The organism is Paraburkholderia sp. EG287B, assembly GCF_040965595.1.
Taxonomy (GTDB): domain Bacteria; phylum Pseudomonadota; class Gammaproteobacteria; order Burkholderiales; family Burkholderiaceae; genus Paraburkholderia.
The window spans coordinates 125,681-138,347 of sequence record NZ_JBFRCG010000004.1 but is presented as its reverse complement, the minus strand read 5'-3'; the positions used below and the strand labels follow the sequence as shown (position 1 = coordinate 138,347).

General features: G+C 64.6%; 15 protein-coding genes and 2 pseudogenes. 13 read left to right on the top strand and 4 right to left on the bottom strand.

Annotated features, from left to right (window positions below; all coding sequences use genetic code 11):
• Positions 1 to 80: 80 nt before the first annotated feature.
• The 7 genes and pseudogenes from AB4Y40_RS08170 to AB4Y40_RS08140 form a co-directional block, all read left to right on the top strand.
• A pseudogene (locus AB4Y40_RS08170) lies at positions 81 to 397 on the top strand (DUF4142 domain-containing protein); the annotation flags it as partial.
• The gene (locus AB4Y40_RS08165; RefSeq protein ID WP_368687239.1) at positions 394 to 726 is read left to right on the top strand and encodes a cupredoxin family copper-binding protein; all 333 of its coding nucleotides are present in this window, start codon (positions 394 to 396) and stop codon (positions 724 to 726) included. The pseudogene AB4Y40_RS08170 and the gene AB4Y40_RS08165, both read left to right, overlap by 4 nt.
• Before the next feature lie 35 nt (positions 727 to 761).
• A pseudogene (locus AB4Y40_RS08160) lies at positions 762 to 995 on the top strand (sigma factor-like helix-turn-helix DNA-binding protein); the annotation flags it as partial.
• 167 nt (positions 996 to 1,162) lie between these two features.
• On the top strand, positions 1,163 to 2,233 hold the full coding sequence (locus AB4Y40_RS08155) for an MBL fold metallo-hydrolase (RefSeq protein ID WP_368687238.1): 1,071 nt from the start codon (positions 1,163 to 1,165) through the stop codon (positions 2,231 to 2,233).
• Positions 2,234 to 2,254: 21 nt separating this feature from the next.
• Positions 2,255 to 2,518, top strand: coding sequence for a hypothetical protein (locus AB4Y40_RS08150; protein WP_368687237.1), 264 nt, complete (start codon positions 2,255 to 2,257; stop codon positions 2,516 to 2,518).
• A 112-nt stretch (positions 2,519 to 2,630) separates the two neighbouring features.
• Entirely contained in the window at positions 2,631 to 3,497 is an 867-nt protein-coding gene (locus AB4Y40_RS08145) for an AraC family transcriptional regulator (RefSeq protein WP_368687236.1), read from the top strand.
• A gap of 39 nt (positions 3,498 to 3,536) precedes the next feature.
• Positions 3,537 to 4,151, top strand: a complete 615-nt coding sequence (locus AB4Y40_RS08140) for a hypothetical protein (protein WP_368687235.1) — start codon at positions 3,537 to 3,539, stop codon at positions 4,149 to 4,151.
• 16 nt (positions 4,152 to 4,167) lie between these two features.
• Here the strand turns inward: AB4Y40_RS08140 and AB4Y40_RS08135 are convergent, their stop codons facing one another.
• The 4 genes from AB4Y40_RS08135 to AB4Y40_RS08120 all read right to left on the bottom strand — a co-directional run bounded on the left by AB4Y40_RS08135 (position 4,168) and on the right by AB4Y40_RS08120 (position 7,048).
• Complete coding sequence (locus AB4Y40_RS08135; protein WP_368687234.1) at positions 4,168 to 4,347, bottom strand: hypothetical protein; 180 nt, start codon at positions 4,345 to 4,347, stop codon at positions 4,168 to 4,170.
• 26 nt (positions 4,348 to 4,373) lie between these two features.
• Positions 4,374 to 5,126 carry a hypothetical protein gene (locus AB4Y40_RS08130; protein WP_368687233.1) on the bottom strand — a complete coding sequence of 251 codons (753 nt, stop codon included), beginning with the start codon at positions 5,124 to 5,126 and terminating at the stop codon, positions 4,374 to 4,376.
• 397 nt (positions 5,127 to 5,523) lie between these two features.
• Complete coding sequence (locus AB4Y40_RS08125; RefSeq protein ID WP_368687232.1) at positions 5,524 to 6,660, bottom strand: hypothetical protein; 1,137 nt, start codon at positions 6,658 to 6,660, stop codon at positions 5,524 to 5,526.
• Between the two features lie 49 nt (positions 6,661 to 6,709).
• Positions 6,710 to 7,048 carry a metal-sulfur cluster assembly factor gene (locus AB4Y40_RS08120; protein WP_368687231.1) on the bottom strand — a complete coding sequence of 113 codons (339 nt, stop codon included), beginning with the start codon at positions 7,046 to 7,048 and terminating at the stop codon, positions 6,710 to 6,712.
• A gap of 134 nt (positions 7,049 to 7,182) precedes the next feature.
• Between AB4Y40_RS08120 and AB4Y40_RS08115 the strand changes: the two genes are divergently transcribed.
• The 6 genes from AB4Y40_RS08115 (at position 7,183) to AB4Y40_RS08090 (ending at position 12,652) form a co-directional block, all read left to right on the top strand.
• Positions 7,183 to 7,707, top strand: a complete 525-nt coding sequence (locus tag AB4Y40_RS08115; protein WP_368687230.1) for a cache domain-containing protein — start codon at positions 7,183 to 7,185, stop codon at positions 7,705 to 7,707.
• 187 nt (positions 7,708 to 7,894) lie between these two features.
• A complete protein-coding gene (locus AB4Y40_RS08110; RefSeq protein WP_368687229.1) occupies positions 7,895 to 8,023 on the top strand; it encodes a hypothetical protein in 129 nt (42 codons plus the stop codon).
• 77 nt (positions 8,024 to 8,100) lie between these two features.
• Positions 8,101 to 9,198: a glycosyltransferase family 9 protein gene (locus AB4Y40_RS08105; protein WP_368687228.1), complete on the top strand. Its 1,098-nt coding sequence runs from the start codon at positions 8,101 to 8,103 to the stop codon at positions 9,196 to 9,198.
• A gap of 296 nt (positions 9,199 to 9,494) precedes the next feature.
• Positions 9,495 to 10,514, top strand: a complete 1,020-nt coding sequence (locus AB4Y40_RS08100; protein ID WP_368687227.1) for an ABC transporter substrate-binding protein — start codon at positions 9,495 to 9,497, stop codon at positions 10,512 to 10,514.
• 61 nt (positions 10,515 to 10,575) lie between these two features.
• Positions 10,576 to 11,952 (top strand): sensor histidine kinase N-terminal domain-containing protein, encoded by a 1,377-nt coding sequence (locus tag AB4Y40_RS08095; protein ID WP_368687226.1) that lies wholly within the window; start codon positions 10,576 to 10,578, stop codon positions 11,950 to 11,952.
• A gap of 19 nt (positions 11,953 to 11,971) precedes the next feature.
• Positions 11,972 to 12,652, top strand: a complete 681-nt coding sequence (locus AB4Y40_RS08090; protein WP_368687225.1) for a response regulator — start codon at positions 11,972 to 11,974, stop codon at positions 12,650 to 12,652.
• Positions 12,653 to 12,667: the final 15 nt, after the last annotated feature.

Sequence of the window (12,667 nt, the reverse complement as noted above, 5' to 3'; positions counted from 1 at the left end):
CCCGCCGGGATATGTGTTAAACGGCTGACAGCGGCCTTTCTTCCATTTTCGGTTTGCCAATGGGAACAGCCTCGCGATTCGTGAATCAGGCAGCCGTCAAACTCGTGCCAAGCTGGGTGTCACGCCCGAAGCCAATCCGACCAGCGAGAGCCTGAAGCAGGGTGGCGAGGCCAACATGGCGAATCTCGAGACGCTCAAAGGCGCGGCGTTCGATCGCGCGTATATCGACCATGAAGTGACGTATCACGAACAGGTCATCGACGCGCTCGACAAGACGCTCATTCCCAGCGCGCAAAACGCCGAGCTGAAGGCCTTGCTCGTGAAGGTCCGCCCGGCGTTCGTCGCGCATCTGGAGCACGCGAAGCGCGTGCAGGCGTCGCTCGCGACTTCGCAATGAGCCGCTTGCGCCGTGTTGCGCTGGGCGTGTGCGCAATCGTGTGTGCGGCCGCTGCCGGGCCAGCGGCGGCCGCCCGCTACGTCGTCGCCATCGAGCAGATGCGCTTCGATCCGCCGAGCGTGACGGTTCACGCCGGCGACAGCGTCGTGTGGGTCAACAAGGACCTCGTGGCGCACACGGTCACCGCCGACGCCAAAACGTTCGACTCCGGCAGCATTGCGCCGGGTGCATCATGGCGATATGTCGTGAGCAAACGGGGACGCCATGCCTACTCGTGCCAGTTTCATCCGGTGATGCATGGCACCGTGATCGTGGAGCCGGGACCATGACGAATGAGGAGGCGACGCTGGCCGAAGCGCACCCCTTGCCCGTAGGTTTTCGCACGGTCTTCGTGCTGAGGACCGTCGAGGAAATGAGCATCGAGGAAACGGCGCAGGTGCTGAATATCCCTGAGGCCACGGTGCGCAGCCGTCATTTCCGCGCGAGGAATTTGCTGCGCGAAGCGCTGGCCGAGGAGGTCGACCGGCTGGGTCCCGAGTTGTTCGAATTCGGCGGGGGATGCTGCGATCGCATTGTCGCTTCGGTGCTGCAGAAGCTCGGGCGGACCTGGCGCGGACCTGGCGCGGCGTTCGCATTGCCGGCCTCCCGCGCTTTGGTTCGCTGCCGAACAAATGCGGGTAGATCGCGCACGTCGAGCCGCCGGGTCGAAACCGGATGCGGCATACTGGAAAGCAAACCACGCGTTTGCCCAAACAGGGAGCCGCGATGATCTTTCGCCAGCTTTTCGACCCCGTATCGTCCACCTATACCTATCTGCTCGGCGACCCCGCAAGCGGCGAGGCGCTGCTGATCGACCCGGTCTACGAGCAGGTGCCGCGCGACCTCGCGCTGCTGCAGGAGCTGGGCCTGCGCCTGCAGGCGACGCTCGACACCCATGTGCATGCCGACCATGTCACGGGCGCGTGGCGCTTGCGCGAGCGCAGCGGCAGCCAGATCGCGCTCGCCGACGTAGTGGGCGCCGAGGGCGTGAACCGTGCGCTGCGGCACGGCGATCGCATCGCCTTCGGCAAGCGGTATCTGGAAGTGCGCGCCACGCCCGGCCACACCAGCGGCTGCCTGACCTACGTGCTCGACGACGCGAGCATGGCCTTCACCGGCGACAGCCTGCTGATACGCGGCTGCGGCCGCACCGATTTTCAGGGCGGGAGCGCGGAACAGCTGTTCACCTCGGTACGCGAGCAGATCCTCACGCTGCCCGACCACTGCCTGCTCTACCCGGCGCACGACTATCGCGGCATCACGGTCACGAGCGTTGCGGAAGAGCGGCGCTTCAATCCGCGCCTGGGCGGCGACGTCGATCTCGGCGACTTCGCGGGCTACATGCACAACCTGAATTTGCCGCACCCCAAGCAGATGGCCGTCGCGGTGCCCGCCAACCTGCGCTGCGGCAAGCCCGAAGGCGACGCGCCGATCCAGGAAACGCCCGACTGGGCGCCGCTCACGCTGCGCTTTAGCGGCGTATGGGAAATCGAGCCCATGGCGCTGCTGGAGCATGCGGCCGCGCTGCAGATCGTCGACGTGCGCGAGGCGCCCGAGTTCATCGACCATCTCGGCCATCTGCCCGATGCGAAGCTCGTGCCGCTCTCGGAGCTGACGGCGCGCATCGACGAGCTCGATCGCGACCGGCCGGTCGTGGCGGTGTGCCGCTCCGGCGTGCGCTCCGCGCAGGCAAGCGTTTTGCTGAGCAAGGCGGGCTTCGGCAAGGTGGCCAATCTCGCCGGCGGCATGTTGCGCTGGAAGGCCGAAGGATTGCCCGTCGCGCCGTGCAGTCCCTGATGATGCCTGGAGGAGACGAACATGACCGCCCACGACTTCGCCGAGTTTTCCTGGGACGAGCAGGAAGACGTCAAGGCTGTGCTCGCGAGCCGGGGCCTCGACCTGCGCGAGTTCCGCATCTCGGACCATGAGAAAACGGCCAACGGCGGCGAGCGCGCGGCGATTCGCCAGGTATCCGTCACACGGATCGCCAACGGCAAGACGGCCACCTACGACACCGATCACTTCGCCCCGTGGATCACGGATTTCGACGAAGCGCTGCAGGCCGGCGAGTTCGACGACTGAACCCGATAGAGCGGGCCCCGAAGAGACCGAGGGCACGCTCTGTCCTCCGCGCAGGGCTGGCGTACACTCGTGCCCTTGGGAAAGGAATCGGGATCAGGGAGCCAGGCTTGCCATGACGAACGCCACGGTGACTGAGGGCCGGAACGATCACTGGCTCGTCGCGCGGCGCGATCCGCAGACGGGCATCGAGAGTCTGCGCGCGCATTTCAGCGGCCACGCGTACGACCCCCACGATCACGACGACATGCTGATCGGCTATACGGAGCAGGGGGTGCAGCGCTTTCAGTGTCACCGGTCGCTGCATACGAGCGTGCCGGGCCGCGCGATCCTGATCGAGCCGGGCGCGCTGCACGACGGCCACGCGCCCGAGCCGGGCGGCTTCACCTACGCGATGCTGTACCTGCCGCAGCCGTGGGTCGAGCGTGCGGCGCGCAGGCTGAACATCGCGGGCCTGGGCGGCGTGGCGGCCGCTTTCGGCCAGACGCTCGTGGACGACCCGCGCCTGATCGAGGCGATCCGCCGTGCGTTTCTCGCGCTATACGGCGAGGAAGGCCGGCTCGCGCGCGACGTGGCGCTCGACCGCTTGCTGGAGCACCTGGGCGGCCATCTGCTCGATACGACCGCGGCGGCGCCCCCCGCTTCGCCCGCGCTGGCCCGTGCGCGCGATCTGCTGCACGAACACATGAGCGCGAACATCGGGCTCGATGAACTCGTCGACAGCTCGGGCATCGACCGGTTTCGTCTGACGCGCCTGTTCCAGCGCGAGTTCGGCACGTCGCCCCATGCGTACCTGGTGCGCTTGCGCCTGCGCGCCGCGCGCAGGCTGCTGGCGGCGGGTCACACGCCGGCCCGGGTCGCCGCGGAAGTGGGTTTCGCCGACCAGAGCCATCTCGGCCGCTGGTTTCGCCGCGCGTACCGCATGACGCCGGCCACCTACCGGCGCATGTGCGCGCGCATGGACACGGACACGCCGGACTAAACGCATCCTGCAGGCCATGTCATATCGATTCCAGGCCCGATGACCGGCGCACACCACGACACCGCAGCGCTCTTTGGCGCGGCGGGTACGGCCATCTCGCTGTTCGCGGCCATTCCGTACGGACTCGCGATCTACCGGCGCAGCATCCGTCCGCATCTCTTTACATGGCTCGTCTGGTCGGTCGTCACGGCCATTGCCGCCGCCGCGCAATTCGTGGCGGGCGCCGGGCCTTCCGCGTGGTGTACCGCGGCAATCGCCTTCACGTGTTTCCTTACGTTCGTGGCGAGCATTTTTCGCGGCGATCGAAACTGGACGAAAACCGACTGGTTCTTTCTCGGCGCCGCGTTTTCGGCGATTCCCGTCTGGCTGCTCACGGCCGACCCCACGCTTTCGGTCGTCATCGTGACGTTGATCGAACTCGCGGGTCTCGGTCCGACCATGCGCAAGACGCTCCGCGATCCCTGGAGCGAAAGCCTGCTCTATTTCGCGCTGTGCGTCCTCAAATATCTGCTGGCGGTGCTGGCGTTGGAAAAGTGGACGGTGGCCGTCGCGTTTTATCCGGCCGTCAACCTCGCTGCCTCGATCTGGATTTGCACGCTGATGGCCGTGCGGCGCCGCGCGCTGGCGCATACGGGTATGCGTTCGCGCCTGTGATCGCGCAGCGTTCGTGTCACGGCCGGTATAACCAGCTCGCCGGTTGTGTGCCGACGAATGCGCAAGCGCCGCCGGCAAACGCGGCGATGCCCAGCGACGGATAGCGGGCCGTAAAAGGGTGCACGCAGATCAGCGCGACGAACGTGAAGAGCCCGGTGAACATGCCGCGTTTGAACTTGACGGTGGTTTCTCGCACGGCGGCTCCTCGCGGGTAGTTCTGCGCTATCGGCTCAATGCGGCCTGAGCCCGTTGCAGCCACTCGCTGTTGTGCTCGCGGGCGTGGCGCGGCCAGTGCTTCGCGTCGTGCACGATCTCGGCGTAAAGCTCGCGCGAGCGCTGGCGGTCGGCGTCGCCGGGCTGCTTTGCCAGCCAGTCGGCGAACAGGCAACGCGGGGCGGCGTCGCTGGCGCACGAGAGCGCGGCCTCGAACGCGGCGCGCGTGCCCGCTGCGCCGTTCGCGGCGAGCGCCCGTGCATACAGCAAGGAGGGATCCGGCTGCTGGCGGGCGACGGGCTGGACGGCGAACAGTTTTTCGAGCGTCTCCTGGGTGGCCGCGGCATGGCCGTTGGCGAACTGCGCGCGCGCGAGGCCCTCGAGCAACGCGGGATCGGATGCGAACGGCCCGGTGGCCGCCGCCTGGTAGTGCTCCAGCGCTTCGACGGCGTTGCCCGCGTCGAGCAGCGCAGCGCCCAGGCGCATACGGTGCGCGACGGTCGGCGCGCGGTCGAAATCGTTGCGCGCTTCGCGCACGGCGCGGTTGGGATCGACCAGTTGCGAGATGGCCCGGCCTGTCGCCCTCGCCCCGCGCGACTGGCGCAGGCTCGGCAGATAGATGACGAAGAAGTAGACGAGGCTGCCGAGGCCGGGGAACAGAAACAGGATCAGCAGCCAGTACATGTTCTGCTGGTTGCGGATGGCATGCACTGCAAAGAGCAGCGCGATGATGACGTAAAGGCTGATTCCGAAAATGCGCATGGACGAGAGGGCCCGGTGTGGTGCGTGGTTGTGTTAATGATACCCGCCGGCAGCTTGCGTTCGCGTGCAATCGCCATGCTATCGCGGCCTTGCGGATCGGCGACGGACGGATCGGCTCCCGCCTCGATCAACAGCGCGGGCGTAGCGAGCCGTTTGAACCGCGTGGCATGGAAAAGCGGCGTTTCGCCGTGCGTCTTGAGGCTCAGTCAGAGCCGAAGCGAACGCTGTCCTCGATGGCTTCGTCACGATTCCGCCGCATTGGAGCCACTGCCGGATTGTCGTGAATTCTATCCGTATCGTCCGATGGGCGTTCTTTTGCTGGTTGCCGTCAAGAACGGTTGAACGTTAGGAGAGCGATGCACGCCGCGTTTTCATCGAAACACCTTCGTGTCGTGGACTACGAAGAATGCGTCGGGTTCGAAATCCGTCTACCGCCGCTACGCCGGGCGCGGTCCCGGCGTGCCGCGAGCACGGCAGTGGCGAGCGTCAACGCGAACAGCGCCAGCGCCACGGCGCCCGCAATGCCGCCTGCCTTGCGCAGCCAGAGCAGTTCGGCGAGCCCGCCCGTCACGCGCAGGGCGAGTCCCGCGTGGAGCACGGCGAGCGGCGCGTAGAACAACGGATGGTATTTCACGGGCAGCCGCGTGAGCGCGGGCACGATGACCGGCGCGTGGCCGAACACCATCGAAAACACGAAACCGAGCGTGAGCGCGTGAAGCGCCGCGTCATGCCATGGATGCCCCGGCAACAGTGCGCCGGCGAGGCCGAGCGCGCCGCTCAGCGCGAGCCAGCCATAGCCGCCGAGCAGACACAGCGCGATAAAGCGCGTGAGTGCGCGCTGGTGCACCGTGCGACGTGCAATGTCATATCTGGCCAGCCACATGGCGAGCAGGACGATTCCCGCCGCGAAAAGGCGCGTTCCATATTCGGGCTTCCACAACGCCCAGGGCAGGCTCGCGATCATCAAGGCGAGCGGCACGAAAAACGCATGGCGGGCTGCGCGCGGCAGACGCAGCATGCGGGTGAGTTCGAGCCGCTCGGCGGCGATGGTCAAAACCAGAAACGAGAGCCAGCACGGCACGGAAGACGACGCATCGTTCGTCATTGCCCAGACCAGATTGCCGAACCACCAGCCAAGCACCGCGAGCGCGAGCACGCCCAGATGGAGGGCCGGTTGCTTGCGCAACACCTGTAGGCTCGCGACGAGAGAGACGCTCGCCGCCGCGATGAGCAGCCATTGTGCGGCCACGGGCGGTGCGCCTGCGATCAGCACGATGCCCGCAGCGATCGCGCTGGCCGGCGCCAGCAGATAAACCGCGCGCTGCAGCGCGACCGCGCGTTCGAGGCTGACGAGCGCGCCGAAAAAGACCGGCAGCATCAGTACGCCGTGCCACGCGACACTCGTCATCGCGTGGTCGGTTACGTGAACGCCGAGGCGCGCAAGTCCCGCCATCACCGCGCAAACGAGTACGAGGACGATCGTCAGCGCGGCGACGAGCTTGCCGAGATGGCGCAGTGATGGGGCAATGTTCATGATGTGCGCCTGCGTGCCGCGAGCCTGACTACGGCGCTTGTGCAGTCAGTCAGTCGGGCTCCCAGCCCAGAACGGCGCGCGCCGCCTCGCTCATCATGGCGGGCTCCCATGCGGGTTCCCACACGAGCGCGATTTCTATGGGTACGCCCTCGGGCACCGACTCCTCGGCCACGGCCTGCACCTCGTCCATGATGAGTTGCCCCATCGGGCACGCGGGCGAGGTCATCGTGATTTCGATCTTCAGACCTTCGTTGCCGAGTTCTACGCCATACACGAGCCCGAGGTCGACGATGTTCACGCCCACTTCGGGATCGATCACACAGCGCAGCGCGTCGCGGACCTCGCGTTCTTCGTCTGTTTCGTCGAGTTTGAGGCGGGTCGTGTTCATGGAAGACTCGAGATAAACGATAGGATAACCAACTATATGCGGATGGGATGCTAGAAAACATTCACCGTTGATGAATGTTTTGATCATGATAACGCTCTGACGCATTCCGGCCCTGTGCTAATTGGCCGCAGAACGTGCCTAAAAAATATAAACAGGGACTGAGAGGCGGCCCGGAAACCCTTGCTTCGAACGGCGTCTATCTGTTCAAGGAGATCGTTGCCGTCATCAAGCAGGAAGGTCAGGGCTTCGTGTCGTATTCGTTCAAGCGCATTGGCTCGAACGACGTTGCGCCGAAAATCTCCTATAGCGTGAGCTACCAGCCGTGGGACTGGATTCTCACGACCGGTCTTTATGTCGACGATATCGACGCGGCGTTTCGCGTGACGCTCTATTGGAGCCTGGGCATTCTGGCGGCGATCGCGCTGGCGCTCTCGGCGGTCGTGGCAGTGGTGAACCGTGGCATCCTGCGCTCGCTGGGCGGCGATGCGGCCGTCGAAGCGGCGCGCGAGGTCACGCAGCAGAACGCGGCGCTCGTAGAGCAGGCCGCGGCGGCGGCAAGCGCGCTCGCCGCCCAGGCGAAGGACCTCAAGGGCTCCGTTTCGATGTTCAGACTGGCCGGCTCGCACGATATGCCGGCTCGGCACGCTTTACACGTGTAAGCCTTCTCGCGCGGGCGGCGCAAAGCCCCCGCGCGCAACCGCACCCGCCGCCAGGTTGCGCGCGCGGACCCAGCGCAGGCAGAATACGAAATTCCGGCCATCTCAAATGGGGCTGGATTCCGCGGGCAAGAGGTTATGAGCAGCCGCCCGCGCAACAATCAAAAATCGAGCTTAGGGGAAGTTGAACATGATCGGACGGATTCTGGTGGTGATATCGATGGTCGGCGCACTGGCCGCTTTGGCGGGCTGCAACACGGTCGCCGGTTTCGGGCAGGACATCACGGACTCCGCCCGGGCCGTCCAGCGCGTTCTGTGACCTTCGCGCCGGGTGGCATAATAGCCGCTCGGTCAAAGGTTACGGATGGGCTGGACAGGGCTCCTGCTGAGTAAACAATGAAAGTCGATACGGTCCGCGGTTTTATCAGCAAGAGTCTTCGCGTTCCCCATCCGGAAATCGTCCAGGATGAGGTCGAGAGCCTTTCCGCTTATAAAAAGCTTTCGCTTCTGAAGAAGCAGCTGCATAAGTGGTCGATACTTTCGCTGAACCGGCAACTGGGTCTGTATACGGAATCTGCGCAGTTGCGCCCGGGCGCCCGGATCCTGTTGTTCTACAGCGGCGTCAACAACCTCGGCGACGCGCTGATGGACCTTTCCGGGCGTGCGCTCCTCAGCGGCACGTCGTACAAGCTGGACGTGGTGCTCGATCCGTCTCTGGCCGAACTGTTCCGGCACGATCGGTATTTTTCGAAAGTCTATACGGATTATCGTGAAATCGATTTCGGCGAATACGATTTCATTATTCTGAACAAGCTCGGCATTCGCGTCATTAAAGAGAAAATCCGCTATGCCGGTCAGGCCAGATTTACGAGCCTGATTGGATGGTATGCCGGGCGCAATTTCAACCATATCCAGTTCAGCTACTACTCGTTCAACAAGATTCTGAATTCCGGGATCGCAGAAGCCGCGCTGTACAGGAACTCGCGGCTGATTCTCGATGCGCCACAGAGCCAGGATTTTCCGGCGCAAGCGTGGGCCGGCAGAATTGCGATTTCGGTCGGGGGCAGGGAATCGAACCGCATCTACGGCAAGTGGGCCGACGTTCTTGCCCGGCTCGATGACGATCCCGAGTTGTCGCGCTATCAATATGTGCTGATCGGATCGGACAACGGGCTCAAGGAAGCCAACGATCTCACTGCCATGTCATTCAGGCATTTGCAACTCGACTCGCTGGTCGGCAAGTTGAAGATCCACGAATGCTATGCGCTCATCGGTCAGAGCAAGCTGTTCGTTGGCGCGGACGGCGGCCTGCTGCATATCGCGCACGCGGCCGGCGTGCCGACCGTCGCGTTGTTCAGCGACGATATCGACCCGAGGACCCGGTACGTGGAGAACGACTTCTTCAGGTGTACCCCGCTCATCGGCCAGACCGACGTCACGAGCATCGAGCCAAACGATGTGGTGCGCGTCATGAAAGGCGCGCTGCCGAGTTAAAGCGCGATTTGGCTGGCAAGTTTCCGCTGGCAGAGACCCATAATCCGGGTCTTGCTGCTTTGCGCGCAATCGATCAGGAATCCTGTTTGAATCGATGGCGGCTCGACCGGCATTCTGAATAAAAGCCATTATCATTCAGAGCGATTAAAAGCATAAATAATGCCGCCGCTCATGGAAATCCCGTATAAATCCGCGTGACCCGCGAAAGCTTCGGGAAGGGTTCGAATCTCTAGAATTCCCGGAACGATCGAGGCGGTGAGCATCGCGCCGCCTACCCATCCTGACGGAGACAATCAATGCAATCCAGTTTTGGCGCGCTGCGGCGAGCCGCACTCGCTGGTGGCCTGCTGTTTGCCATGGCGCTTCAAGGCGCGCATGCCGCCGACGATGCCGGCGACAAGATCACCATCATGGTCGGCGGTATTACGAAGCTCATTTACCTGCCCGCGCGCCTCACCGAGCAGCTGGGCTATTTCCGCGACGAAGGGCTGAACGTCGAACTGCTCTCGCAGCCTGCGGGCGTGGATGCGGAGAACGAACTGCTCGCCGGCGCGGTGCAGGCCGTCGTGGGCTTCTACGATCACACCATCGACTTGCAGACCAAGGGTAAGGACGTCAAGGCGATCGTCGTGTTCGGTCAGGTGCCGGGCGAAGTGGAAATGGTGTCGTCGAAAGCGGCCGGCACGATCAAGTCGATGGCCGACGTCAAAGGCAAAACGCTCGGCGTTACGGGCCTCGGGTCCTCGACCAGTTTTCTCACGCAGTATCTCGCGAGCCAGCATGGCATCGCCTCGAGCGCGTACACGATGTTGCCGGTGGGCGCGGACGCGAGCTTCATCGCGGCCATCAAGCAGGGGCGCATCGACGCGGGCATGACGACCGAGCCGACCGTCTCGGCGCTGCAGAAAGCCGGCGACGCGAAGGTGCTCGTCGATATGCGCACGGTGGAAGGCACGCGCGCCGCGCTCGGCGGCACCTATCCCGCCGCAAGCCTGTACGTGCAGGACGCATGGGCCGAGTCGCACAAAGCTCAGGCGGTGAAGCTCGCGCACGCGTTCGTGCGCACGATGCAGTTCATTCACACGCACAGCGCCGAGGAAATCGCCGCGCAAATGCCCGCCGACTATCAAAAGGACAAGGCGCTTTACGTGAGCGCACTCAAGGCCTCGCTGCCGATGTACACCGCGGACGGCAAGATGCCCGCCGACGGTCCGGCGACCGTGCTGAAGGTGCTCTCGAGTTTCAATCCCTCGGTGAAGGGCAAGCACGTGGATTTGTCCGGCACGTACACGAACGAATTCGTCAGCGCGAAATGAAGCACGCCCGCAGCCGCCGTCCTGCGCGAGCCTCGCGGTTCGGTACCTGAGAGAGCGCGACATGGTGCATAGCCTGCGTGGGCGATTGCTGTTGTGGCTGCTGGTGCCGCTCGCCGCGTTTGTCGTCGTGACGAGTTGCGAGTCGTACGATGCCGCGCGGCAGACCGCGGATCTTGTGCAGGACCACTCGCTGCTGGATTCGGCGCGCACGATCATCGAAGACGTCGACTGGGACAACGGCTCCCTCAGCGCGACGATCCCGCCGGCGGCGCTGGAACTGTTCGAATCGCCGTGGCAGGATCACGTCTTCTACAAGGTGCTCGCCGCTAATGGCCGCCTGCTGGGCGGCGCGCCGGACTTGCCGCTGCCGCGCGCGAACACAGCCGAGGCGCCCGTGTTCTACGACACCACCTATGCGGGTTTGCCGATTCGCGCCGTGGCCTACGAGCGTATGCTCTACGACTCGGGCCGCGCCGAGCGCGTCATGGTGATCGTCGGCAAGACGATCGCGTCGCGCGAGGCGATGGTCAACGCCTTATGGAGGCCGCAGCTCGCACGCCAGTGGTTCATGCTGGCGCTCGTAGCGCTGCTCGTGCCGCTCGGGCTCACGCTCGAACTGCGGCCGCTCATGAAGCTCAAGGACGACGTTGCCGACCGCGAGCCCGTGCAACTGGAGCCGATCCGCCCGGATCATCTGCCATCGGAGCTGAGGCCGATCGTCGAGGCGATCAACCAGTGCATCGCGCGGCTCAAGGTGCATGCCGCCATGCAGCGCCAGTTCATCGCCGACGCGGCGCACCAGCTGCGCACGCCGCTCACGCTGCTCACCACGCAAACGCAATTCGCGAGTCAGTGCGACGCGGGCGATCCCGCGCTTTTCGACGCACTCAAGGGCGTGCGCCGCACCAGCCAGAAAATGGCGGAGTTGACGAATCAACTGCTTGTGCTTGCACAGGCCGAATCGATGACGCAATCGTCGTCCAGCCAGACGCGCGTCGATCTTACCGAGGTCGTGTCTTCCGTGCTCGAAGAGATGGTCCAGGCCGCGGAACGGCGCGGCATCGATCTCGGCGCCGAACTCGACGACGACGTGCAGGTGGCGGGCAACACGGGCCTGCTGGCCTCGCTCGTGTCGAACCTGATCGACAACGCCATCCGCTATACGCACAAGGGCGGCCGCGTGACGGCCGTGTGCCGCAGCGAAGGGGAGCAGGTCATGCTGCAGGTAGTCGACAACGGCCCCGGCATTCCCGCCGAGGCCCGTGCGCACGTGTTCGAGCGCTTCTATCGCGTCGCGGCGGATACCGAAGGCACGGGGCTCGGTCTTGCCATCGTGCATCAGGTCGCGCGCTCGCACGGCGGCTCGGTGAGCGTTGCCGCGGGGGCCGAGCGGGTGGGTCTGGTCGCGACGGTGCGCTTACCCGTCTGGCCTGGATGATGGGGGTTGAGGAGGGACCATGAAGCTGCTGCTCGTAGAAGACAACGCCGAACTCGCGCACTGGATCGTCAACCTGCTGCGCGCCGAGAATTTCACGGTGGACTGCGTAGCCGATGGCGAAGCCGCGGATTCCGTGCTGCTCACGCAGAGCTACGATCTCGTGCTGCTCGACATGCGCCTGCCGCGGCTGAGCGGCAAGGACGTGCTCAACCGTTTGCGGCGCAGGCGCAACGACGTGCCCGTGCTCATGCTGACCGCGCATGGCTCGATAGACGACAAGGTGGCGTGTTTCGGCGCCGGCGCCGACGACTACGTGGTCAAGCCTTTCGACAGCCGCGAACTGGTGGCGCGCATCAAGGCGCTGATACGGCGGCAGACGGGCGAGAAGTCGGGCTGGCTGACCTGCGGCGACCTCCAGTACGTTTGCGACACGCGCGAGTTTCGCCACAAGGATGCGCCGCTCGCCCTGCGCCGGCGCGAGCATTCCATTCTCGAAGCACTCATGCTGCGCCAGGGCAAGGCGGTGCCGAAGCAGGCGCTGCTGGAGCGCATCTGCAGCCTGAGCGACGAACCGAGTGTGGACGCGATCGATATCTACATCCACCGTCTGCGCAAGCATCTGGCGGAATCGAGCGTGCAGATCACCACGCTGCGCGGCCTCGGCTACATCCTTCGCGTGAAGGAGGCGGTGGCGGCCTGAGCAGGCCGGCTTTTT